At 48.4% G+C, this 22,918-nt stretch carries 22 protein-coding genes and 1 tRNA gene; 7 read left to right on the top strand and 16 right to left on the bottom strand.

Annotated features, from left to right (window positions below; all coding sequences use genetic code 11):
• Positions 1-54: 54 nt before the first annotated feature.
• The 6 genes from HYX70_03930 to HYX70_03905 form a co-directional block, all read right to left on the bottom strand.
• Positions 55-1,050: a hypothetical protein gene (locus tag HYX70_03930; GenBank protein ID MBI2798412.1), complete on the bottom strand. Its 996-nt coding sequence runs from the start codon at positions 1,048-1,050 to the stop codon at positions 55-57.
• Entirely contained in the window at positions 1,050-4,262 is a 3,213-nt protein-coding gene (locus HYX70_03925; protein ID MBI2798411.1) for a M23 family metallopeptidase, read from the bottom strand. The genes HYX70_03930 and HYX70_03925 overlap by 1 nt, the downstream gene beginning before the upstream one ends.
• A gap of 27 nt (positions 4,263-4,289) precedes the next feature.
• Positions 4,290-6,179, bottom strand: coding sequence for a DUF87 domain-containing protein (locus HYX70_03920; GenBank protein MBI2798410.1), 1,890 nt, complete (start codon positions 6,177-6,179; stop codon positions 4,290-4,292).
• On the bottom strand, positions 6,179-7,063 hold the full coding sequence (locus HYX70_03915) for a hypothetical protein (GenBank protein MBI2798409.1): 885 nt from the start codon (positions 7,061-7,063) through the stop codon (positions 6,179-6,181). The genes HYX70_03920 and HYX70_03915 overlap by 1 nt, the downstream gene beginning before the upstream one ends.
• 86 nt (positions 7,064-7,149) lie before the next feature.
• Positions 7,150-8,157 carry a PrgI family protein gene (locus tag HYX70_03910; GenBank protein ID MBI2798408.1) on the bottom strand — a complete coding sequence of 336 codons (1,008 nt, stop codon included), beginning with the start codon at positions 8,155-8,157 and terminating at the stop codon, positions 7,150-7,152.
• A 6-nt stretch (positions 8,158-8,163) separates the two neighbouring features.
• Positions 8,164-10,410 carry a hypothetical protein gene (locus tag HYX70_03905; protein ID MBI2798407.1) on the bottom strand — a complete coding sequence of 749 codons (2,247 nt, stop codon included), beginning with the start codon at positions 10,408-10,410 and terminating at the stop codon, positions 8,164-8,166.
• A gap of 47 nt (positions 10,411-10,457) precedes the next feature.
• Between HYX70_03905 and HYX70_03900 the strand changes: the two genes are divergently transcribed.
• The 6 genes from HYX70_03900 to HYX70_03875 all read left to right on the top strand — a co-directional run bounded on the left by HYX70_03900 (position 10,458) and on the right by HYX70_03875 (position 14,043).
• Positions 10,458-11,009: a hypothetical protein gene (locus tag HYX70_03900; GenBank protein ID MBI2798406.1), complete on the top strand. Its 552-nt coding sequence runs from the start codon at positions 10,458-10,460 to the stop codon at positions 11,007-11,009.
• The gene (locus HYX70_03895; GenBank protein MBI2798405.1) at positions 11,006-11,293 is read left to right on the top strand and encodes a hypothetical protein; all 288 of its coding nucleotides are present in this window, start codon (positions 11,006-11,008) and stop codon (positions 11,291-11,293) included. Before HYX70_03900 ends, HYX70_03895 begins: the two co-directional genes overlap by 4 nt.
• A 40-nt stretch (positions 11,294-11,333) precedes the next feature.
• Positions 11,334-11,624, top strand: a complete 291-nt coding sequence (locus tag HYX70_03890; protein ID MBI2798404.1) for a hypothetical protein — start codon at positions 11,334-11,336, stop codon at positions 11,622-11,624.
• Between the two features lie 90 nt (positions 11,625-11,714).
• A complete protein-coding gene (locus HYX70_03885; protein ID MBI2798403.1) occupies positions 11,715-12,080 on the top strand; it encodes a hypothetical protein in 366 nt (121 codons plus the stop codon).
• Between the two features lie 19 nt (positions 12,081-12,099).
• Positions 12,100-12,477: a hypothetical protein gene (locus HYX70_03880; GenBank protein MBI2798402.1), complete on the top strand. Its 378-nt coding sequence runs from the start codon at positions 12,100-12,102 to the stop codon at positions 12,475-12,477.
• Between the two features lie 234 nt (positions 12,478-12,711).
• On the top strand, positions 12,712-14,043 hold the full coding sequence (locus HYX70_03875; GenBank protein MBI2798401.1) for an extracellular solute-binding protein: 1,332 nt from the start codon (positions 12,712-12,714) through the stop codon (positions 14,041-14,043).
• Between the two features lie 268 nt (positions 14,044-14,311).
• Here the strand turns inward: HYX70_03875 and HYX70_03870 are convergent, their stop codons facing one another.
• On the bottom strand, positions 14,312-14,755 hold the full coding sequence (locus HYX70_03870) for an Hsp20/alpha crystallin family protein (protein MBI2798400.1): 444 nt from the start codon (positions 14,753-14,755) through the stop codon (positions 14,312-14,314).
• A gap of 74 nt (positions 14,756-14,829) precedes the next feature.
• On the opposite strand from HYX70_03870, the gene HYX70_03865 reads away from it, so the two are divergent.
• Entirely contained in the window at positions 14,830-15,489 is a 660-nt protein-coding gene (locus HYX70_03865; GenBank protein ID MBI2798399.1) for a ComF family protein, read from the top strand.
• Here HYX70_03865 and HYX70_03860 read toward each other — a convergent pair.
• The 9 genes from HYX70_03860 to HYX70_03820 form a co-directional block, all read right to left on the bottom strand.
• On the bottom strand, positions 15,486-15,983 hold the full coding sequence (locus HYX70_03860; protein MBI2798398.1) for a hypothetical protein: 498 nt from the start codon (positions 15,981-15,983) through the stop codon (positions 15,486-15,488). The two genes, HYX70_03865 and HYX70_03860, sit on opposite strands and share 4 nt — an antisense overlap.
• A 36-nt stretch (positions 15,984-16,019) precedes the next feature.
• A tRNA-Ser gene (locus tag HYX70_03855) sits at positions 16,020-16,109 on the bottom strand.
• 153 nt (positions 16,110-16,262) lie between these two features.
• The gene (locus tag HYX70_03850; protein MBI2798397.1) at positions 16,263-17,279 is read right to left on the bottom strand and encodes a bifunctional phosphoglucose/phosphomannose isomerase; all 1,017 of its coding nucleotides are present in this window, start codon (positions 17,277-17,279) and stop codon (positions 16,263-16,265) included.
• A gap of 131 nt (positions 17,280-17,410) precedes the next feature.
• On the bottom strand, positions 17,411-17,797 hold the full coding sequence (locus HYX70_03845) for a hypothetical protein (GenBank protein ID MBI2798396.1): 387 nt from the start codon (positions 17,795-17,797) through the stop codon (positions 17,411-17,413).
• A 338-nt stretch (positions 17,798-18,135) separates the two neighbouring features.
• On the bottom strand, positions 18,136-18,510 hold the full coding sequence (locus HYX70_03840; protein ID MBI2798395.1) for a hypothetical protein: 375 nt from the start codon (positions 18,508-18,510) through the stop codon (positions 18,136-18,138).
• Between the two features lie 169 nt (positions 18,511-18,679).
• Positions 18,680-20,311 carry a chaperonin GroEL gene (gene groL, locus HYX70_03835; GenBank protein MBI2798394.1) on the bottom strand — a complete coding sequence of 544 codons (1,632 nt, stop codon included), beginning with the start codon at positions 20,309-20,311 and terminating at the stop codon, positions 18,680-18,682.
• Positions 20,311-20,580, bottom strand: coding sequence for a co-chaperone GroES (groES, locus tag HYX70_03830; protein ID MBI2798393.1), 270 nt, complete (start codon positions 20,578-20,580; stop codon positions 20,311-20,313). Before groES ends, groL begins: the two co-directional genes overlap by 1 nt.
• Positions 20,581-20,835: 255 nt before the next feature.
• A complete protein-coding gene (locus tag HYX70_03825) occupies positions 20,836-21,720 on the bottom strand; it encodes a hypothetical protein (protein ID MBI2798392.1) in 885 nt (294 codons plus the stop codon).
• Between the two features lie 894 nt (positions 21,721-22,614).
• Positions 22,615-22,918 (bottom strand): leucine-rich repeat domain-containing protein (locus HYX70_03820; GenBank protein ID MBI2798391.1); only part of this gene is annotated, 304 nt, incomplete at its 5' end.

The raw sequence follows: 22,918 nt of genomic DNA, 5'->3' as shown, positions 1-22,918 counted from the left end.
AACCCACCTCAATTACCCTCGGAGCATCATCTACTACGGCAGCCGCTCTATAGTTCATTGTGTCAAGCCCTTTATTGGGTCTAAACCGATGAAGAAGATTTGATTTTGAGCTGTAATGTACATTCTACTATTTATCACATACACCCCACTTACTACAGTGCTAGCAGGTATCGAAATATAGCCTATTAGCTGATCTTTATTGTTGGTTAGGTCAAAACTATGGAGCTCAACGTTATTTCTACTAGTTACATACAGAAGCCTGGCTTTGCTAACCATAACTACGTTAGATAAGGGCTGAAACAGCGAGGTGATTTTTAGGCCGTTAGTTGAGAATGGCTGCACAGGACCGCTATTGGATCCAGTTTGTAATAGTGCCGCCTCATATTGATTATATTGGTTAAAACTAAAATTTGGCAACTGTTGAATCGTCTGCAGGCTGCCGTTTGTTCTGTCGAGCCTGTAAATTTGTAGTTCAAGCAGGCCTTTACTTCCGCTGGCTGATATATATAGGCTGGTGGGGCTACTTAGTAGCAAGCCAATCGGCGAGAATGGTGTAGTATAGGTATTTATAAGCCTACCCGAGGTATCTTTAACAGTAAGATTTTGAGATAAATTTTCGGCACCACCAGCAATTTTTGGTGGCGTAACAAAAGTGCCATACAGGTATGTATTGCTGTCAATCCAGCTGAAGAACTTAGCTTCAAACTGAGCTACAACTTTCCAGGAGGACAGGTTGTAAATTAGAACAGTGGAATTGTTTTTGACAGCTCCAAAAGTTGCATCTTGATTAACCTGAAAGCTATCAAATTCCGGCAGGGCGCCAAGCAAGCTAGGCGTGCCGTCTTTAATAAGATACAGGTTGTTGGATTTAGTATAAACCAGCCCTTTTGCGGTAGCTTGAGCGAAGCGGATGCGACCACTGTCGGCAATCTGAGCATTGAGGCTGAATGTGCTAGGCTGCCGGGTTACTAATATAAGCATAACTATTATGACAGCTAGAGCTAGCACCGCAACAATGCTTATGATAGTAATGGTAATCCGCCTGTTCATTAATTACTCTCGCAGTAAGTTTGAGTATTTTGCCCGTCTGGTGTATCTGGCAAGTAGTCACCCGGGTTTTGCTTGGGGCCATTTATGTCTTCGGTACGGACTTCGAAGTGTAGGTGGGGGCCGCTCGAATCGCCACTCGAGCCACCAATAGCCACCACGTCACCTTGGCTCACACGGTCTCCTTTGGCTACCGTAACCTCGCTATTGTGGGCGTAGAGGGTGTATAGGCCGTCATTCTGCTTAATGATCAGGTAGTTACCATAGCCAGAGCTGCTGTTGCTGTTATCGGCCAGCACCACTTCGCCATCGGCTACCGCGTATATGTCTGGCTTGAGATTGCCAACATAAGCAATATCTACAGCTTGGTAACCATGACCATTGCCACATCTGCTAAATACTGTCTTTCCTCCTATAGGCCAAATAAAGCCGCCGGGATTACGCTGCCCGCTGCCCGCACCGCCCTTGCTAGAGCCTGCATAAAACCCTTTCGGGGCTGTATCGCTGGATAAATTTTGTAGCAACTCCACTTGTGATTTGTAGTAAACATACAAACGATATTTTCTCGCAAAATCTAGATTTATATTTGGCATGTTTAGCGGGTTGCTGTTGGTCATCGTAGTCTCACAAGTATAGGCCTTAAAAAAGTCCGAATCCACATCTTGATTGTAAGTAAGCTGATTGCCGTCCCCGCCTATTTTAAAACCGTCTTTTATGTAAAGATATTTCTTTTGAATGGCAGGATCGGTGTTGCTAATATCCTTGGGGTCTTCAGGAATACGGGTAAAGAGAATAGGGTTTGGAATATCTTTCTTAAAGCATGCGTCATAATATTGCATTTGTTTAGTGCGAATGTCATTAGGGTCGCTAATATCTTTTTTTAGCTTTTCAATTGCGCGGGCATTGTCTAGAAGATTGGTACTTTTTAGTTCATTACTGCTGAATCCAGCTAGGTCTACCTTGAAGTAATTGGCAATATCATCGCTGGCTGCAAAAGCTGTATTTTTTTGGCCTGTGGCCACATAAGCCACCAGGCTAGATGTGTCTGTAAAAAGTTTAGGTATATTTACCAGCGATGCAGTTGTTGAGGCCATGTAAGTAGCAGTATCACGCCAGCTGGTGTTTCGGCTGGCCAGCTGGCTTGCAATTGAACGCGGGCTAGCAGTGTCGAATATTCTGGCCAAAAAGCTTTTATTTTGTTCGTTTTGTCGTGCATTGTCTTCTACTCTAACAGCGAGCTCGGCCTGTTCTTGTTCGGTCAAGAACCGACCACCAACCGTACGCAGGTAATCTGAGGTAAGTTGTTGCACGCCCATGGCTTGTCGGTTAAGATTTTGTGGACCTGCCTCTGTACCTGTAACCGAGGCTGCGCCGGCCAGCCTAAAACTGCCAATCAGTATGTCTTTTAAACCAAAGTTGTTTGGGTTACCTATCTCAAAGATCCCGCTAGACTCAGCCACAACAGTAGCCCTAAAAGTTTTGTACAAATTAAACACGGCTGTTTGACCCACGTTTTTTATAACTTGTTGTATAATCGGTACCGGAAAGCCAAAGTTGGCATAGGCACAGGCTGGTCTTAGCGCCAATCCGATTCGGATAGCTTCTTCTGGCTTGATAATGTAGGCTCTATTGTGGATAGACTCAGCATTGGCTTGAATGCCCTGGTTGCCGTTGCCTACCGATAAGCTATAGCCCGCGCCGTCTGCCCAATTGGCTATAGATGCAGCAGTATAATTGATCTCTTTGTTGCTGTTTTGGTACATGGCACCAGAACCAGCTAGCGACAAAAACTTTAAGGCGTTACGAACTGCCGCATCGCGGCGGCTATATATACCTTTCACTACATTATTCTCGGCAGTGAATACTTGATAATAAGTACACATAGAATCAGTAACTTGCTGGGGGTCTTGATCGTTGTTTGGGAACGTCAATCCAACACTGGCCGCAATTGCGTCATAATCTAGCGCCTCGGGGTCTTTGCCCTGCTGAATCTCAGAATATACTCTGTTGGAGAAGTCTGTTACTTTTTGTTCGGTACTCTTGGGAGCCGAGTCTTGCTTTTCCTCGATCCGTTTAACGGTTTTTTCGAGCAGAGCCTTATTTACCTCAGATTGTGGTTTGTTATAGAGCTCACTTTTGTCGGTTGAGTAGGCCAGAAAGGCATCTGAAAACTTATTAACACTTCTTGCTGCGGGGTTACGGGTTGACATATTAAACATTGGGTAGCTGTTCATAAAACAAGTGTTTACAGCTTCTGTAGCCTGGTCTGGCGGCACTTCTTTGCCGGTCGTTTTGTCGTAAGCCTTGTCGATTTCGTTAATAGTTTGACCATCGTAATTTACAAATGGCGCAAATGTAAAACGGTATTTACAGGTAATATCGTTTCCATACTGCCATTGTGCTTTTTTCCAGTCTATGCGGGCCAGAATGTCATCTATGCTGCCGGGGTCTGGCTTGGTTGTGGGGCTGGGTGCTGCTATTGCGGTATTACTGTGCTCTATCTTTATAACTAAGCCGGCTCTTTCCAGTACGGTTCTTACTTGAGCTGCGCCTGGCAGGCCTATTGCATCGGCTGACTGGACTACAAATCGCCCTAAGGCCTTATTGGTAATAGCCGCCTTCATGAACTCAAACGGGTTAGCGGCGGCATAGAATACAATGAATATCAATATAAACACTGGCAAGAGTGCAATTATGCTTACCAGCGCCAGGGCTCTCCAGTGCTTTTTAGCCTGCTTAGCCAGAGTTAGCCAGGCAGTTGGGCTCTCAATGGTGGCTGCTGCTTCGGCTATCTGGGCAGCGTCGGCTGCTTTATCGGCAGCCTTGTCTTTTGCAGTCTCGGGCTTATCACCATCCTTACCGCTGCTTGCGGCGCCCAGGGCTTTGGTTGCGGCAGAGCTGCCACCACCACCTGCACCGGCGGCTTGTTTGGCGACTTTTTTTGCCATGTCCATACTGCTACCACCACCTTGCTGTCTGTTTTGGCCGACATTATCAGCGGCGGTAATATGCCCTGATTCATCTACTGCTGGTCCCCGGCTACGATTGCTAGTTGGTAGGTCGGCAGCATCCTCCCGACCAGTAGCACGGATAGAGCCATCGGAAGTGGAGTGGTTGTCAACAAAATCTGACCACTCAGAATTGCTGAGATTCTTGTCGTGTATTAAGTTGTCATCAATATTGTCGTCTGGTGGCGTAATTGTACCCTGAGCCATCTGTTAAAGTCCCCTTGAGCTCATTGCTTATTCTGCTCCAGTTGCATTTTGCTGTGCCAGATTTTGAGCCTCTGCAGCTTGGGCGCCCGCCGATGCGCCCTGAACCTGAGCCTTGGCTTGCTCCAAGCTATCCAAAATATCCTTTGGGTTGGTGGTAATCAGCTGCTCCTCGCCCGGGAAGGCCAGAATTCGCAAAATAATGTGGCTCAAGCCAGCAAAGAATAAGCCCTCGCCAACCGGAAATTGGCTCAACAGCTTGGCTTCTTCGCTGGTTAGCTTAAAGGTCTGGCTAACAATATCAACCGCAGCCGGGTTTTGCTTAAGCAGTAACTGTAAGCTTGAGTTATTCACAATTGCCCGACCAAGCCGAGTGCTCAAGAAGTCTTCAACATCTTGCGAGATGGTGGTTAAGCCCAAGTAATACTTGCGCGCTCGCTTGGCAATGCTAAATAGAAACATAGCCGAGTCTTGATATTGCATGAGCTGCCAGGCTTCGTCGACTACCAAAATGCGCTTCTTCCTCTCGGTTTTTACGCGGTTCCAAATATAGTTCAATGTAATATACATGCCGATTGGTCGGAGCTCGTCCTCGAGATCGCGAATATTAAACACCACGAAGTTAGAGCTTAGGTCAACATTGCTCTGCTGACTAAAAATACCCGAGAAAGTACCCTCGGTGTAACGCCGCAGGCGAGCCGCCAGGGCAGGTCCGTTACCGCCCATCTGATTAAGGGTGTTATACAGATCTTGCATAATTGGCGGCTCAGCCTTATGGGTTAGGGGGTCGTTAGTTATGCCCTTTTGAGCATAGGTATTGATCAGTGCCACGTCGAGATCGGCTTCTTCGGCTGGGCTCATCTCGCCGGTCATTAGTCGCAACAGCCCATGCAACATAATTATATTGGCTCGCAGGGCATTATCGGCCTCTTCACTATCAATTGTGGTGGGGATATCAAATGGATTAATGCGCGTAGAGCTGGCCAGGCTTAGGTGCAAGAAGCTACCGCCCACGGCATCACACAAGGTCCTGTATTCATTTTCGGGGTCGATCACAATTACTTCGGACCCCAGCATGAGTGAACGCAAGCACTCCAGCTTAACCGCAAAACTCTTACCAGCACCCGACTTGGCAAACACCACCATATTGGCATTTTCTAGAGAGAAGCGATCAAACAACACCAAGCCATTGTTGTGGCGGTTAATGCCATACAATATACCCTCGTCGTTACTTAGGTTGGCGGTGGTAAATGGAAAACTGGTGCTAATAGCACCCGTATCCATGTTGCGGCGTACCTGAATTTGATCTTGGCCCATCGGCAAAGTAGTGGTAAAGCCTTGTTCCATCTGAATGGTGGTGGGTTTGGTGTAAATTAGTGCTGTACCAAACACGCTTTCAATGCGCCGGCCAACTTCATTAAGCTCTTTTAGGTCTTTGCCGTAAATAGTTATATATAAGCCTAGGCGAAAGAACCGGTCTTCGCCCACCTGCAGCTTGTCGCGCAATTCTTCGGCATCTTGTAGGGCAGCCTCTAGCCCGGGGTCGCGCACCTTACCCTTCTCCTGGTTTATGCTATAGGTGGCCTCCATTTGGGTAACTTTCTTGCGCAAATTATCTAGTACCACCCTTGATTCTACCGGCTCGATTGACATTGATATGTCAATTACTTCATCGAGATTAATAATTGGGCTTAGCCAGCCCGTGAATAACGAACGTGGGTAAGCGTATATAAACAGAGTGCGGGCATAGCGCTTGCCAATTTTTATGTAGCTGCTCTCGACCTCAAAAGAACTTGGCGCAATCATATCGCGCAGAGTAACGACACCCTCGCGATAGATTTTTTGAGCTTCAGACTGCATGGCCGTTTGGCGATCAATTTGAGCCTGAACCGCCGGGTCAACCTTGGGTTTTCTGGCCATCACCTGCGCTCTCCGCTCTTGGCTTGGTGAGCCGATTGGCTGCCGTACGAACCAGACTGGGCTCGCCGTTGCTCGGCGGCAAACAAGTCTTCGGGCTCGGGTTCTGGTTGTTCGTTGCCGTGTGGCTCAGCTAAGCCGCCTTCGCGCATTACGACCGGGGTATTTACCTGATCCACACTGCCCAAGGCTTGGTTTTGAGCTTCGTCGATGTTGTAGGAGTTGTAATACAGCTCAATAATTTCTTGGGTGTTCAAAACGACTGAACGAATCCCGATTTGGGCTAGGCCACCGGCCACCAGGTTGGTACGCTGTATAAGGTCGCGCCGGCGCTGATCATATTGTTTGCTGGTTTGGGTAACCTGTTGCTCACCAGCAATCAGTTTTTTAATGCCAGTAAAGACGTTTTCTTTGCTTACTACCTGGGTATAGTATGGCACAACCACATAGAACTTTTTGTCCATAATATTTACCTCTTCGAGCAGAGCCCGAATATTGAATATGTAGTCGTCCATAAGTCCAGCCAGCAGCCCGTTTGGCTGGTTAGACTGCAAGTTCTCGAGGTTCTCGAGATAGTTGTCGAGATCAACTTTGCGCGACTGAATAACAATTTGAATTGGAAAGTGCAAACCATTTAGAAAGCCCTGATAAGCATACTCAATGGCATCGCGTTCGGCCGGACTTTTGAGGTCGAAGTTAGTGGGGCTACACATAACCACCATGCGTAAACTACCGTCGCGCATTACTACTATGCCGTCTTTGATCTCCGAAAACTGCAAATGCGACTGGGTGCTCTGACGCTGGTTTTTGGTTTTTTTGGGTGGGGTAATCGAACCAAAGTATTCGGTTTGGGCGGGGGTTAATTGGGGCTGATTATTCTTTGCCATAGTCTTAAATGCTAATCTATTATGATATCAAAATCTCGAGTTGAGATAAAGCTTGTGTTTTTGTTTAAACCGAGCCAAAATTTGCTCTAACCTCTAACTTGTACCACTTGGCCTTCGCTAAGCGGAATGGCCTTGTCGGCCTGAGCCGCCAAGCGCTGCACCGATAGGTGGTCACTTTGCTGGCTCAATCTGGCCAAAGCGGTGGCAACTTGATTGCCAGACAGGGTGCCGCCAGCAGTAGCTTGGCTTGCTGTGGCGGCGGCAACTTGAGCATTGGCTCTATCACTAGTGAGGGTGGGCGCAGTCTTGGCGGTTTTTGGTGCCGCAGTTAGCGATTGTTTCATTTTAGCGACCGTGCGATTGCGCAAATTAACCTCTACGTTTTGCAACAAAGTACCAACATCGGTCGATTGAGTGCTAGTTTCGTCTAGCACATCGTCTTGGGCGGTGGCAGCCGGCGGCTGCGGTGCAGGCTGAGTCGCAATTGGTGCCACGCCTGGTTGTGCTTGGGCCGTTTGGGCTGGTGTAGCCTGCGGAGCCGATACTTGAGCAGCTGCTTGGGGCGCGCTTGGCATAAGCGGCTGAACATTTGGAATTTCGCCCTGAGCGGCCTGTGGGCCAACCACTCTCGAGCTCATTTGAGTGGCTATATTGCTGCTGTCGGGCAGCTGCAAGTTGGGGTCTTTGTAGTTACCACGCGTATCCACAATAAACGCCAATTGCTTTAGCTGGCCCTGGTTAAGACTTTTGTGTAGTTCTGGCACAACGGCTTTTTTGGGTTCGTTCTTAATCACGTCGGGGTTGGCGTCTTTTTGCCATTGGCGTTTGCGCGGGTAAAGATTAAAGCGAATAAAGGCCAAAAAGTAGTTTTCGAAGCTCACACCTTCGCGTTGAATGAGGCCAAGCGCCAAAAGTGTGCCAGAGACTGGTAGCGCCAAAATAATTCCTACTATTAGGTTGAATGGAGCCAACAAACGGATGGCAATAAAGCCCCACATAAGCGCAATTATTACATATATAAATTGCTTTATAGTTAGCGGGCCAAGAATTTTATCTTCGGCCTCTACGTTTTGTGGTACTTTGTATTGTCCCATTTTTACCTACAGTAAGTTTTTATCCATTAAGGCAGCATTTACTTTGGTTCTAACGGCAGGGTCAATATTCGTGGGCGCCTTTCCGGTAGTATTGGTGTTAGCGGCAATATCTTTAAGCAAATCAATAACAGCGGGATCAAGCTTGGTTCGGATGCTGTCGTTCGAAACCAAACCTGTCAATGTTGCTGCTGATAGATCGCTGCCATGCTTTTCAATAATTGATTTTTGGGAACCACCAGATGAGTTTGCAATTTTTTCTGGGTTAAGATCCTTGGCATCAAAACCAGGTCTGAGTTGCGGCACAGCATCGAAGTCCGACCAGCTTTGGTTCATTACACCTTCTACAAATTTTGGATCTTTCCCTTTGGCGTAAGACACCACTTTGTCGTCGCCACTTTTACCGGCCAATCTCAATAAACTAGACTGTGTAGCCCTGTTAGAATTATCATAAAGATCTAGCAAAGCTTTTTCCCGAGCCTCCTTTTGTTTGTCGTAGTTTTTGGAGCCCTTGACTACTGGGTGTTTAGCTTTTTCCCGACTATACAAAAGGCTGGCATATTTATCGGCCTCAGACTGGGCAGCAGCGACTCTCGAAGCATGCTTTACTTTGCTTTTGCGAGTTCCTGCTAAACTACCAAATCCAGATCCAGAAGCAAACCTCCCGAGCCGAGTATCGCCAAATTTGGATGTAGCAATTTTGTTACGCCTAGATTCGGCTAGCCTATCGGACTGCTCACCCACTTGCTTCCTGCCGGCGCTGGCCTTCCCTCCAAGATAGCCTGCCACAGCACCGGCTGTGAATTCCATAATATCGCCACTCCACTTAAAGGTTTTGGGTATCAATGCTATGGCTACCACTGGAATTAGGGCGGCCAGTAAGGAATTAATTGGCGCCAATGCAGCCGAAAGCACCGAAGCCACCGCCAGTATAGAGGTTATTATAGGAAACATTAATATGAGCTTAATAAAGTTGGCTCCCCACAGCTTAAAGTACTTTTGAGTGCCTGGCAGCACCATGGCAGCAAAGGCTATGGGCGCGGCAATAACTAGTATATAAATAAACAGATTTCGGAATATCATATAGACCATGGCAATTATCAGTACCACCAAAATGGCAATTGCTGCTACTAACACCAAGAAGAATGCTCCAAGCGAACTCAGTAAGCCGTTTAGATTGGGTTGGCTACCGGTGCCTAGTAGATTATTAATAGCTGTGGTAAAATCAATTCCTCCAACCGACGATATTAAGTTGGGCAACAAAGAACCAAGTATGTTGCCAGCGTCAATCATAAGTGCACTAATTATATATGCAAACTGAGTTAATACCACTGCCGCAATCAGCCGTGGCAAAGTCTTTTTAACGGTGTAGTTGTCTATGCCAATAGCAAAAGCATTGGCAAATAGCAGTACAATAAACAAAAGCACATACAAACCATCGGCCAGGTAAACTATATTCTGCGTAGATGCTTGCAAATTAATGCCACCACTACTGCCAGGAAACGCTAGTGGTTCGACTTTGAGCAAGTTTTGCAGTTGCCCACCAGGCCCTACTATTTTGTCGACCGACTCAGTGATACTTTTGAGCAATGGACACAATACAAAACTCAAAGCCCCGGCTTGATCTCGGTTGTTACATTCATCTCCAGATTCGCTCTGTTGGGCTTTGGAGATGTCAGCTGAGCGATCCACAACCTTACCACTGTATTTTCTGGGGGGACTTGAAGACCATGGCCCATCATTGCCGCTATAATAATCACAACCATCCTTGTTGTTTACTACTGAACAAAAACCCGTACCGGCATTGGTGCTGTCGCTACCCGCGGGGTCAAAACTCTCTATAGCGCCACAAAATCCACCGCCGTTGTCGTAGTTAAACGCCATACCATCCTTAACATCACCCGGAGACTTAAAACAAAAACGAGTGTAGGCATTTGGTCCTGTGGCCTGTATAACCATTACGGCGGCTGTGTCTTTGCGACTAAACACTATGTAGTTACCCAGAACATTACTTAAGTCTGGATTGTAGAACCAGTCTTCTTTGGCATCGCCACCGCCAAGTGATGGGTTTGAATTTTCGCAGTCTATACTAAAAGGGGTTTTCCAGGCACCAATAGTGCTTAAAGTGGTGGGCCCGCAAGATCCAGTTTTTGGAAGCTCAGCTCTCGCATTCTGGCCGTTGGTAACAAAAAAAAGTACCGCCCCAAACACAAGAGCAAAGCAGCAAAGAGCTAACAACTTTGTTTTTGCTAACATTGCCCTTATGATATATGATTACAGGGGTAAAATAAAGCTTGTTTACAATGCGCAGATATACAAATTCTATACCTTTTATTGCACTTGGGCTTATTGCCCTAGCCCTTAGTCTAGCAAGTACGACTGTTGCACTAGCGGCAGAGCCACAGACCGGTCAAGGTGCCGAGCCAACTAATCAAAATCAACAACTTTTTAAGTGTGTAAATGCCGATGGTTCTGATGCAGGAGCACCAATTACTGATCAAAAGACTGGCAATGTCACTTGTCTTGCAGGCCAGCAAATTGAGCCTCTTAACTCGAAGACTTTTGGCCGTAGTAAGCTCGATGCCAACCAAGATTGTAGTGTAGTTACAAGGGGCTGGCTGTGCAACCAAGGCAGTCTTTACGATGTGATTAATCAGATATCAGACTATTTAGTTGGTATTTTTGGAGCCGTAGCTGTTGTGCTAATACTTTGGTATATAATCACTATTATTGCTACGGGTGGTAGTCCCGATCAAATAGCAAATGCCAAAAAACACCTCATACAGGTAGCTATTAGTCTGGGGCTATTAATAAGCGCCTATGCAATTGTTAAATTGACAGGGCTATTCCCATGAACTTTACTCTTTTCACCCAACCCATTCAAGACCAAATCAACGCTGGCAATTGGCAGGGTGCTGTGGCCGGCCTATTAAATAATGCGGTAGTTATATTGCTTTTTATTGTTGGGGTGGTGTCGGTTATCTTTATAATAATCGCCGGCTTTATGTATGTAACATCTGGTGGCGACGAAAGGCGTTTGCTTTTTGCCAAAAGAGCTTTGGCGGCATCTGTGGGCGGGCTTGTTGCTGCTATGGCAGTTGGTAGTATTCTTAACTTTATCTTTAGTAAATTTTTTTAAGACTGCTTTGGCCTAACTATATTTAATGTATAATACAGATATGTTTAAGCTAGCAACAAAAATACTAGCGGCAGCTCCATCATTGCCAAATGCTTTGCCGCAAAAAGGCTTTGGCGACATAATCTCAACCGTTACCAACACTCTGCTCTTCTTGGTTGGTGCTGCTGCCGTGATTGGCATAATTTATGGTGGCTTTACCTATGTAACCAGCGGTGGCGACGAAAACCGCTTGCGCCAGGCCAAAGAGGCCATAATTTATTCAGTTGTAGGGCTAGTAATTGCCCTGCTATCGTTCTTGATAGTTAATTTTGTAATTGGTGTTTTTAGGTAGCCACCCCCGGTCTTTACTTATTTTACGGCCGGCGATATAATTACCAATAACCAATGTATAATTGTTATGTTAATAAGGAGAAGCACTCATATGTCACTTTCATCGCGAATTAAAATCACTACTGCAACCGTAGGCGCGGGCTTGGGCGTAGCAATTGCCGGAGCCGCGCATGCTGCCAACCCCGATGTCTCACAGGGCGCTAACTCGGCTCAAGGTTCGCTTTCTAGCGTCCCGCTAACCACCCAGGTTGCACAGATTACCAATACCCTCTTGATAGTAATTGGTGTGGTGGCAGTTATTATGCTTATTGTGGGTGGCTTTCGCTACATTTTTAGTCAAGGCGACGAAAAGCAAGTCAAAGGCGCCAAAGATACCATCCTCTTCTCGATAATTGGTATTGTGGTGGCCTTGCTGGCCTATGCCATTGTTAACTTCGTGCTTGGGCAGTTCTCGTAATAAGGAGCTCTCAACTCAAGTGAAATTTATTAACTCAAACCGCATTGCCGCAGGCCTCATGGCCTTTGCGACACTTTTGGCTTTTCCCGCTATCACCTATGCAGGAGCCAGCTGCGATATAGCTGGCGGCGTATCTGCTGGGGCGAGTTGTGCTCAGGGGAGTGCCCCCGGCGGCACTCTGCCGGGCCGAATTGCTGCAGTTACCAACACTCTACTTATAATTATTGGGGCGGCGGCCGTGATTATGATTGTAATTGGCGGGCTTAAGTATGTATTGAGCCAGGGCGACGAAAATGGCTTGCGCAGTGCCAAAGATACCATCATCTACGCAGTTGTGGGCTTGGTCGTAGCGCTTTTGGCATTTGTAATTGTCAACTTTGTGCTGAGCTTCTTTTAAACCAAAGGCCAAAAAAGAGTAATTGGGGGCAGTGCTGAGTATTTACTACCCAACAAGAGCCGGCTTTATAATCTGTTATTTTGAGTAAAACAAGCAAATCTTTGTACGAAAATCGTTTTTATAAGGAGAACCTAGACACCTCTAAGCCAACAAAACAGAATTGATTTGCAGCCAAAAAAGGACAAAAAGCATAGGTTTAAGCTAAAATGAAACTATGAGACAAGCTCTTAACTTATGAAGAAGCGCCTACATCGTCCACGACTGCGTTACTACCTACTATTTATTGGTCTGATTGTTTTTATGTGGGTCTATTACTTTTTTTTGTCGCCCCCGCCGCCGGTGGCCAACAATCGTGACTACAAAGGTTCGGTTCAGTACCCCACTACGCCAATTACTCTTACTTACTGGCGAGTTTATGATAGCCAGAATGCCTTCGACGCCGTGGTGGCCGACTATCAAAAACTTCACCCCAATGTTACGGTGCAGATTCAAGAGGTGGATGCAGCTATCTATGATGCCAAACTTACAGCCGCTGCCAAAGCCGGAACTTTGCCCGACATTTTTGCAATTCGCAATGATTGGTTGGTGCGTTATCAGGCCAATGCTAGCCCGGCGCCAGAAAGTGTATTTACAGCTAAACAGTTTAAGTCTGACTTTGCCTCGCTGATTAGCGGCGAACTGGTGCAGGGCAATAAGGTTTGGGGCGTAGCCTATAGCCTACCAACCTTGGGATTGTTTTATAACCCTAGCCTGTTTGAACAAGCTGGCTTAAAAGACCCGCCGAGTAGCTGGCAAGAACTGCTCGATGCCAACACCAAATTAAGTCAAAAACAGGGGCCGGCTCTATACAAATCGGGCGTAGCGCTGGGTACCCCAGCCATTAATAACAGTGCCGATGTGCTTTCAGTACTAATGATGCAAAATGGCGCTCAAATGACCAACCAGCCGCCTACCCAAGCAACATTTGGCTCAGTCGACTCCAATAACTACAACGCTGGCGCCAAGGCCCTGGCCTTTTACTCGAGCTTTTCTAATCCAAACAAAACCAGCTATTCGTGGAGCGATGCTCTGGGCGGCAGTGTTCAGGCTTTTGCAAACGGTAAAACTGCTATGATTATTGATTACCCGTTTCAGGCCAACATGATTTCGGCCACCAACCCAGATTTAAAGTTTAAAACCGCCCCATTACCCCAGCTTAATAGCTCAAATCAACTCAACTATAGTCAATACGTGGCCGAGCTGGTTTCGAGCAATAGCAAAAATCCCGATATTGCCTGGGACTTTTTGGGTTTTGCCAGCTCCTACAATGAGCTAGCTAAATATTTGAACGCCAGCGGCCGAGTTTCGAGCCGCCCAGATTTAGCTAAGAGTCAATACAACGACCCTATTCTGGGGCCGTTTGCCAGGCAAGTAGTAAGCGCTACCGACTGGTACCAGGGTTACAATGCAGCGGCCTCAGACGAAGCCTTGCGCGAAGCCATGGCCACAGTTCAGCTGGGCTACGACCCGGCTATTGCATTGCGCCTGGTAGAGCCCAAAGTGACCGAGCAGGTTCAAAAGAAATAGCTAATTCTCCCCGACACTCGAGAATCAGAAAAAGTTGGATAAAACTTTGGCCTATGCTGCGATTCTAGCAGCGTGCAGACAGCAAAATACCTTCCTGTTGCTGCGCGGTCATGTAGTAACAAGATTCTCGCAACAAGAGTGCATTTTGCTACTGCACTTGCTGATCGCAGCATAGGCCGATAGACGGGCGGGACAATTTTTAGAATTGGGGAATCAAAAAAGCCCTTACTCAAGGGCTTTTTTAGAGAATGCACACACAAATTACTGTTTAAGCGGCTGGTTTAACCTTAATCTTCTTAACCTTGTCTTCTGGCACCACTTTTGGAATCTCGATTGTTAGCACGCCATCTTTGAGGCTGGCATTGGCCTTTTCGGCGACAGTGCTGGTAGGTAGAATAACCGACCGGCTAAAGCTGCCCCAAAAGCATTCCTGAACATAATAATTGTCTTTTTCGACCGTAACTTCTTCTTTGCGGTCGCCACGAATAGTCACAACGTCCTCCGAAATAGCCACATCGATATCCTCGGGCTTAACACCAGCAATTGGAGCCTTAATCACAATAGTGTCTTTGGTCTGATAAACGTCAACTGCTAGCTGACCTTCGAACTCTTCTTCGTTCATCCATTCTTCGTTACCAGCCTCTTTGGCCTGTTCGTCGTCTAAAAACTCATCTTCTAGGATTTCTTCGTCTACCTGGTTTTTTCTTGCCATATATCCTCCTTATCCTTGCCACCAAGGTTATTACCACCTATTATAATCAGATAATATACCTGAATGCAAGCCACATGCTACAAAAAATCACCGAATTATTAAGTCCAAGCTGTTGTATAAAATGCAACGTTGAGGGTAGTCTTTTGTGTTCTGAGTGCTCGCAAACCCAGCTAATCGTTAAAAAACCCGCCTGCTTTTATTGTAACGAGCTGAATGATGACGGCCGTACCTGCAAACGCTGTCGGGCTAAAACTAGCTTAAATGGTGTTCTAGTGTCATATCGCCTGCAAAACCCAGTCGACGAGCTTGTATACCGGCTCAAATACTATGGCGACCGCTCGGCGGCTGAGCTATTTGCGCCGAGTATGGCTAGCCTTTTGGAGGGTAGCAGGTTTGATATGCTGAGCTTTGTCCCTAGCGACGGCCGATCACAAAGGCGCCGTGGCTACAATCAGTCGCTGTTGCTGGCCAAGCAGGTTGGCCGAAATACATCTGTGCCGGTCACAAAAACCATGATTCGTGTAGCCCATACCGGCCAGATTGGTTTGGGCCGGCAAGCTCGCTTGCAGTCTGTTAGGGGTAACTTTATGGTTATTACGCCGCAGGTAGCGGGTGCCCGAGTTGTAATTGTCGACGATGTTGTAACCACCGGCGCCACCCTAAATGAGTGTGCTCGAGTACTTAAGCAGGCTGGCGCCAAAAGTGTATGGGGCTTGGCTGTCGCCAAGCGTTAGCGGTAGTAGTAAAACAAGGTAATAACCGCCAGCCCAGCAATTAATACATCTTCGCCTAGCGTTACCCAGGTAAGTGGAATGCGAAAGACGGTGCCCAGTGTAGCGCTGGTTCGCACGGCCGGATTCTTAATGCCCTGGTAAGAACCAACGCTGTCAATTAGCATTAAGCACAGCGCCACCCAAGTAACAACCAGAACCTCGAAGTTAAATAACATGGCTAGGCCGATACTTATTTCTATAAACGGGTACATGTAGGCATAGAGCTTGGCGTGTTTGGCAATCTCGTCGTATTTAGCAAAAGTTTTGGCAAAAGAGTCGATCTCGTAGACCTTAATAGCTCCCACCACAATAAAGAACGCACCCATAAAATCCAAGACCGCCGGGGCTACCTCTAGGCTGGCTCGAGCAAACATCTTGTAGCCCGTAAAAGCTAAAACAACCAAAAAAATTACAATTAGTGGTCGGTAGCGTTTTAGAGCCAATTTTTTAGCCATAAGCACATTGTAACAAAAAATGAGCATCTAGGCTCATGGCGGAGAGGGAGGGATTCGAACCCTCGATACCCTTGCGGATATACCGCCTTTCCAAGGCGGCGCACTAGGCCACTATGCGACCTCTCCTCGTCGTAACAATGCTTTGATAATTATTACAATTTCAAAATTGTAATTTACATTCTCGCATTGTTTCTCCTCTCAATCCAAATTTCTTCGACAATTTGAATCGTAGTTTAGAGAACGAGCCATATTATATCTGAAAACAGTTCAAAATTCGAACTATTTAAGCTTGGCCTTAAGCTCCTCAACCAACTTAACGGGCAGCGGGTCGACATGATTAGCTTGGGCCAAGTAGGCACTCACATAGTCCCCTAGCAAATTAACGTACAGCAATTGCTGCAGCCGGGTTTCGCCCACTGCTTTAACTTCGATTGGCTCAAAGCCATGACCCTTTAGCACCTCTTTGGTAGCATCGATGCGTTTTTGCATTTGAGCTGTTTCTAAACTTGAGCGCAACAGCACAGAGTTGAGCTGCTTTTCTTTGGGCAGTAGCCAGCCCTCGAGCTCATTATGGTCGAGTTCTGGAAACACGTTACAAAAAGCCATTTGTTTGGCGTCTTCGTTAATGTTTATCTTCCATTTGTAGGCGGTACTACTGATTAGCGGGCTGGCATATATAAGGGCTGGTTTGCCGGTCAGTTGCGCAGCGATCTTGGCCGCCAAGTTATTGCTGTCGCTATCTAGGTTCAAGGTGCTTTTTTGCCGGTCTAGAAAGTTCGCAACCTCTATTAGTTCGCGGCGCAGATCTATGCTGCCGGCCAGGCCGAGGTCTTGCAGTAGGCAGGCCATGGCCTTTAAGTCAGCCAAAACAGCAAATCGCGGTTGCTCGGCCTGGGGCAGCTCAAGCAGCCAATTACCCTCTTTTTGAGCCTGTTCCAGCAGTGTACCCCCATGGGTCATGATTACAATCTGAGCACTCATTTTATCGGCAAATTCACAAGCACTAAGTGTTTCTTCGGTGTTGCCAGAGTAGCTACTAACTATCACCAGACTGTCAGTATCGATGTAGCTTGGCAGTTTGTAGTCGCGCACTGTCTCGAACGGCACACTCAGGCGCTCATCGAGCCAGTTTTTTATAACTCCGCCAGCCAACGCACTACCGCCCATGCCGGCCAACACAATGTTACGAATGCCTGAACCTAGCTGTGGTGTTAAGGCCGGCTCCAAGCCCTCATTGTAGCTTTCACGCAGCTGCTGCGGCTGGGCATCAATAGCGTTGAAAATGTTATTATTCATTTGCTTAGAATTATAGCAGAAACGGCAACGGGGCGGGGTCTCTTGCGAGACCCCGCCCCAGTGTGTGGCAGTTGTTGGGATGGGACAACTGGCTGCCGATGCCACGGTCGGCTGCCAGGGCTGGAGAACTTCTAGCGCCGGTACTGGCGGTAGACGTAGCGCCGATGCTCTCGACGTCGACGCCTGCTGTGCAGCTCGGACTCTTCTTGCAGCTCGTGCTCGAAACGCGCCTGCTCTCTCGCCTCGAGTTTCTTGAGCTCCTCGTCGAGGCGATTCACTGCTGAGCGACTGGCTCGAAAGATCCTGATCTGCTGTCCCTTCTTGCTCAGCTTGTACAGGGCCGCCAGACGCTCTCTGCGCTCACACACCCGTTGTCGCCAGTCGTGTTCGCGCAAGAGCCTGCGCAGCGCCCTGAGCGCGGCCTCGAGATGCTCTTCTCCGACGATCTGATCACGAACGTCGTCGTCGTGCATCACGAGCATGCCCAGCTCGGCCCTTCCGTAGCGCCGAAGCTGCATGCACGACCATCGGTAACCGCTGTGCTGCTCGAGGTCCCTCCTTTCCGCCAGTAGTTTCTCGAGCTTGGTTGTCTGGGCTACGATCACCCAAACACCTCCCGTTTGTAGTAGACGAATATCGGACTTAGCACTTCCGTATAACTACTTGTTGCATGCCGCTCCTCCAAGTGGCGGTACGGGGAATCTAGGTTGATTCCCACAGAATAGCCATCGATAGGTTAATAACTATTCAGTAAGAATTTATAAACGACTATATATTAAGTTGTTTCGACAAAGCAAGCCGGGGCAGGGAGGGGCTCCGAGACCCCTCCCTGCTACCAGTCCCCCCGGATGATGTGTTAGTCGAGCTCAGTCCGGATAAAGACGTCAGCCAGCACTATCTTTCCGCGACGAATCACGTTTTCGAGATCTCGTGGCACCGGTTCGTGCAACATGAGGTCTGCGAGCTCAGCAGCCTCGTCGACTTCGTCGTCGTTGAGGTCTGCGCCGATCTTGAGGAGCCAACAGATGATCTTGATGGCATCGAGCTTTCTGGCGTCTTCCTTGCTCTTCAGCCACTCCCGGGCAGCTGTCAGGCCTGCCTGGTGGTTGTTCTCCAAGAGGCTCCGGATCGAGTCTGGTAGCTCAGGAAGCTTCAGGAAACGATCCTTTTCGCTTCGGACTGACGCCGGAATCGGTGTAGCGGTGGTGGGCCGATCTGCAGTCATCGTCATCGGTCTTCCTCTCGTTGTTGTCGCTGTGCTTGCTTTGTCGTGGTTCTTGCAACCCGGGCTCAAAAGCCCAAGAAACTTAAGCAGATATTACAATATGCCAATAACTTTGTCAACATAAAAAGACCCCCGCAACTTGGAGGGTCTTTTTATTGTCCGTGCTGGGCTGAATTTACATCATGCCGCCCATGTCGGGCATGCCACCGCCGGGCATAGCTGGAGCTTCTTTTTCGGGCAGATCAACCACCGCGGCTTCGGTGGTGAGCAGCATAGCAGCGGCGCTGGCAGCATTCAAAAGCGCGCTCTTAGTAACCTTAACTGGGTCTATAATGCCGGCTTTTAGCATGTCGGCCTTGCGGTTACGAGCAAAATCCCAGCCAATGGCTTTGTCGCCAGCATTAATAGTGGCCAAAATCACCGCTACGTCGGTTACACCGGCGTTGCTGGCAATTTGGCGAAGGGGCGATTCTAAGCTGTCGCGTACAATGTTTACACCAACTTGCTCTTCTTCTTCGAGCTGAAGCTTATCGAGCGCTCGGGCGGCCTTAATTAACGCCGAGCCACCACCAGGCACAATGCCCTCGGCCACTGCAGCCTTGGTAGAGTTAATGGCATCTTCTATGCGAGCCTTCTTTTCTTTGAGTTCAACCTCGGTGGCGGCGCCGACCTTAATAACAGCCACGCCACTCTCGAGTTTGGCAATGCGTTCTTGCAACTTCTCGAGCTCATATTCACTAGTCATATTCTCGGCCTGTGTCTTCATCTGGGCCACGCGAGATTTTACAGCACCCTGGCTACCCTTGCCGTCTACAATTGTGGTGTTGTCTTTGTCGGCAATTACTTTGCGGGCTTCACCCAGCATTTCAACACTAGCATCTTCGAGCTTTAGACCCACCTCTTCGGTGATAACCTGTCCGCCAGTCAAAATGGCAATATCGGCTAGCATTTCTTTGCGCCGATCGCCAAAGGCTGGAGCCTTAATAGCCACAGCATTGAAGGTGCCGCGCAGCTTGTTGAGAACCAAGGTAGTAAGAGCCTCACCCTCGAGATCTTCGGCAATAATCACCAAGTCTTTCTTGCCTTCGGCGGCCAGCTTTTCAAGCAGTGGCAACAGCTCCTGAACCGAGCTAATTTTTTTGTCGGTAATTAGAATAGGAGCATTTTCGACCACGGCTTCCATACGAGCGGTATCGGTTACCATGTATGGGCTAACATAGCCTTTGTCGAACTGCATGCCTTCCACAATTTCTTTGTCCAGGCCCATAGTTTGGCCTTCTTCAACGGTTACAATGCCATCGGCGCCAATCTTTTCCATAACTTCGGCAATCAGAGCGCCAACTTCTGGGTCGGCGGCCGAAATGCTGGCCACATTGGCAATTTCCTCGCCCGCTCTTACTGGCTTAGCAATTTTATTGAGCTCGCCGGCTACAGCCGCGGCAGCTTTTTCGATGCCGCGGCGGACAGCCATGGGGTTAGCGCCAGCAGCAATGTTTTTAATGCCGTCTTCAATCATGGCTTGAGCTAACACGGTGGCAGTGGTGGTGCCGTCACCAGCTTGATCATTGGTTTTGCTGGCCACTTCTTTTACAATCTGAGCGCCCATGTTCTCGAATGCATCTTCGAGCTCGATCTCTTTGGCAATGGTTACGCCATCGTTGGTAATCAGTGGGCTGCCATACTTCTTGTCGAGCACTACGTTGCGTCCTTTCGGACCCAGAGTGGCTCGAACAGTGTCGGCTAGCTTGTCGACACCAGCCTTTAGTTTTTTGCGCGCATCTTCGCTAGCAATAATATCTTTGGCCATTATTTGCCCCCTTTCATAACTGCCAAAATGTCTTCTTCTTTGACAATCATTAGTTCTTTGCCGTCAACCTTGACCTCGGTCGGGCCGTACTTGCTATAAAGCACTCGGTCGCCGGCCTTAACCTCTTTAACCTCGGTGCCAACGGCTAATACTTTGCCCTCAGAGGGCTTTTCTTTGGCACTATCTGGCAATATAATGCCGGCTGCAGTTTTTTCCTCAAGCTCAACTTGTTCTAAGACGACCCGGTCGCCCAATGGCTGAATATTCATACGTTTATCTCCTCACCGCAGCTATAACTCTGACACAATATGCGTAGCTAACAGCTACAAGGCTTGCTTACCGTAGGTAGCTACGGCTCGCGTTGCGCTTCGCTGTTGTCTTGTCTTGCGCTCAGATTTAAAGCTGCTACTTACTTATTTATGAGAGCTAGAAAGACTCGCTGTAAGCATTAGCACTCTCGTGCATAGAGTGCTAATTACCAACTAGTGTAATCACTTTGGCATCTGGTGTCAAGTGTAATTTACTTAAGCTGCACCAGCCCTAATTTGATCGTAGCGGTCTTGTTTGGCCTGCAAGTATTCGCCATGGTGAGCATTGATAACAATTATGTCGGGACGTACGCGCACAAAAGCTCTTTTTTCTCTATACATTGGGTTTTGTGAGACCTTGCGCAGGTAGCGTTTATAGGCGTAGTTATCTAATTTGTCTAACCAGCTCAGGCTCATGTAGCCAAGCTTAACATTGCTCTCGGGCCAGCTGTAGTTGGGCGCGTTTTGGCGCACAAAAGAGTTGTTTTTGAGCAGCTCATACCAGGTGTGAGCGCCATACAGTGGCTGGGCTGTTAGCAGCCAAGGTAATCGTTGGGGGTCGAGGCCGTAAACATCGCGCTCAAATTTAACACCATTGGTACTAAATAGAGCCGATATGCCTAGGCGGTTCTGCTTTTGCTTGCTAGAGTCGATATCAAAGCGATGAAACAGTCCATAAAGATAAGCTTTGGTTAAATAAATGCGATTGGGAGACGTTACGACCACCATATCGATGTCACTATCTTCGGTCGGGCAACCATAGGCCACACTGCTTACTAGCACCACCGACTTAACAAATGGCAGAGCGGCAAAGACCCTGCTCCAGCGCTTGGCTTTTTTGAGCAATCTTGGTTGATTGGCGGCAAATGCCTGGAGTTTGTTGTAGTTAACACCACGTAGGCCGTAGCGGTCATCTATTGCTTGTAATTTGCCGCGTTTTATTAGTTTGGACAAGTGAACACGAACGGCCACCGGAGTGGTTTTAACGGGCAGGTATTGGTAGATTTGCCCAGCAGAAAGTGGCAACTCGAAGACCGCAAAATAACTTAGCAAATCCAAAATAGCTGAGCGCAACCGTTTTTCGTGCTGAACCACACTCATGCTTGTCATTATAAACCAAAAGCGGCTCCTATCGCGGAACTGCATTTATGGCGTTGGCTTCTACTAAGCACACAATTAGTTATGTATTTGGTAGAAGCGATGAAGTAAATCGCTATTTTGTAAGCACACAACCCGGGTGGGAACCTAAGTCCCCCTCCCACCCGGGCGTGGGCTGGTGTTGGTATGACCTTGCGGGGCCACCGGATTGCGGGCATGGAATGCCGCTAAGCTCACACCAGTAGAGTGCAAACGAGCTTGTATCCGGTGACCCCGCAGCCGCTGGGTGCGTCGAAAGAGCGGGACGCGGACCGGCAAGGCATGCCGACGTACCGGTCCGCATGGTCCCGCTTGACCCTTGTAATCCACGCAGGGTTTGGAGGAAGTGGATAGGGTCGAGAATTCGGAGCCACTCTGGCTTGTTGCGGATTGAGCTCATGAACTGTTGCTCAATCACCAGAGGGCTCGTGATTGGCGGGAAGATGGCTTCCAGGTCATGCGTCGCTTGACAGGCGCTACAGCTGGATCTTCCCACGATTGGTCGGCGAGACCGACCACTCTAAGTCAGCAAGCGTGTGAGGCTTGGGCATCTTAGGTGGTCGGCTCACCGTTCGTGCGCCGTGTTCGTGGGCGGAGACCAACGAAGCAATCTGTCCGGGATTTCTCCCCGGGTCAGGGGCGCGATCGATCTACTTCATCGTCAAGGTGGTCATTCGCATTTTTGCAAAGGCGAATAACAGACTGAAATTTTAGCAAATCGCAACTCTTATGTCAACCGCCAGGGTTGCTCGGCGTAAGTCTGGTGTGGCTTTTTTGGTGCAGGCTTAGAGTGCAATCTTAGTTGGGCTCGACGTTTAAAAATCAGCCTGCCAAGCTAGGCTGGCTGGGGCTACTAGCCTAATAGCTAAAGCCGCGCTGGCGTAGCCTAGCTTGGGTGGCAGCATCAAGGTGGTTGCCGGTGCAGTACAGCTGCTGCAAGCTGGCCGGCAGCTCTGGCAGGCTGGTGAGTTGGTTGGAGCTGCAGTCTAGCCCCTGCAAGCTGGCTGGCAGCTCTGGCAGACTGGTGAGTTGGTTGGAGTAGCAGTACAGCCGCTGCAAGCTGGCCGGCAGCTCTGGCAGGCTGGTGAGTTGGTTGGCCCAGCAGTCTAGCTCACTAATTAGCAGCTGCCGTGGCAAGGGCAGCTGGCCTTGGAGCTGGCAG

Source organism: Candidatus Saccharibacteria bacterium (assembly GCA_016191105.1).
Taxonomy (GTDB): Bacteria; Patescibacteriota; Saccharimonadia; order CAILAD01; family BJGX01; genus JACPPH01.
This window is presented reverse-complemented; position numbering and strand designations above follow the sequence as displayed.

What these genes read in the sequence shown, in the direction of transcription:
- HYX70_03930 (MBI2798412.1), bottom strand. Translation starts at nt 1,050, where the DNA reads ATGAACAGGCGGATTACCATTACTATCATAAGCATTGTTGCGGTGCTA.
- HYX70_03840 (MBI2798395.1), bottom strand. Translation starts at nt 18,510, where the DNA reads ATGACGATGACTGCAGATCGGCCCACCACCGCTACACCGATTCCGGCG.
- HYX70_03900 (MBI2798406.1), top strand. Translation starts at nt 10,458, where the DNA reads ATGCGCAGATATACAAATTCTATACCTTTTATTGCACTTGGGCTTATT.
- HYX70_03885 (MBI2798403.1), top strand. Translation starts at nt 11,715, where the DNA reads ATGTCACTTTCATCGCGAATTAAAATCACTACTGCAACCGTAGGCGCG.
- HYX70_03905 (MBI2798407.1), bottom strand. Translation starts at nt 10,410, where the DNA reads ATGTTAGCAAAAACAAAGTTGTTAGCTCTTTGCTGCTTTGCTCTTGTG.
- HYX70_03910 (MBI2798408.1), bottom strand. Translation starts at nt 8,157, where the DNA reads ATGGGACAATACAAAGTACCACAAAACGTAGAGGCCGAAGATAAAATT.
- HYX70_03845 (MBI2798396.1), bottom strand. Translation starts at nt 17,797, where the DNA reads ATGCAGCTTCGGCGCTACGGAAGGGCCGAGCTGGGCATGCTCGTGATG.
- HYX70_03850 (MBI2798397.1), bottom strand. Translation starts at nt 17,279, where the DNA reads ATGAATAATAACATTTTCAACGCTATTGATGCCCAGCCGCAGCAGCTG.
- HYX70_03860 (MBI2798398.1), bottom strand. Translation starts at nt 15,983, where the DNA reads ATGGCTAAAAAATTGGCTCTAAAACGCTACCGACCACTAATTGTAATT.
- HYX70_03825 (MBI2798392.1), bottom strand. Translation starts at nt 21,720, where the DNA reads ATGAGTGTGGTTCAGCACGAAAAACGGTTGCGCTCAGCTATTTTGGAT.
- HYX70_03870 (MBI2798400.1), bottom strand. Translation starts at nt 14,755, where the DNA reads ATGGCAAGAAAAAACCAGGTAGACGAAGAAATCCTAGAAGATGAGTTT.
- HYX70_03875 (MBI2798401.1), top strand. Translation starts at nt 12,712, where the DNA reads ATGAAGAAGCGCCTACATCGTCCACGACTGCGTTACTACCTACTATTT.
- HYX70_03920 (MBI2798410.1), bottom strand. Translation starts at nt 6,179, where the DNA reads ATGGCCAGAAAACCCAAGGTTGACCCGGCGGTTCAGGCTCAAATTGAT.
- groES (MBI2798393.1), bottom strand. Translation starts at nt 20,580, where the DNA reads ATGAATATTCAGCCATTGGGCGACCGGGTCGTCTTAGAACAAGTTGAG.
- groL (MBI2798394.1), bottom strand. Translation starts at nt 20,311, where the DNA reads ATGGCCAAAGATATTATTGCTAGCGAAGATGCGCGCAAAAAACTAAAG.
- HYX70_03890 (MBI2798404.1), top strand. Translation starts at nt 11,334, where the DNA reads ATGTTTAAGCTAGCAACAAAAATACTAGCGGCAGCTCCATCATTGCCA.
- HYX70_03895 (MBI2798405.1), top strand. Translation starts at nt 11,006, where the DNA reads ATGAACTTTACTCTTTTCACCCAACCCATTCAAGACCAAATCAACGCT.
- HYX70_03915 (MBI2798409.1), bottom strand. Translation starts at nt 7,063, where the DNA reads ATGGCAAAGAATAATCAGCCCCAATTAACCCCCGCCCAAACCGAATAC.
- HYX70_03925 (MBI2798411.1), bottom strand. Translation starts at nt 4,262, where the DNA reads ATGGCTCAGGGTACAATTACGCCACCAGACGACAATATTGATGACAAC.
- HYX70_03865 (MBI2798399.1), top strand. Translation starts at nt 14,830, where the DNA reads ATGCTACAAAAAATCACCGAATTATTAAGTCCAAGCTGTTGTATAAAA.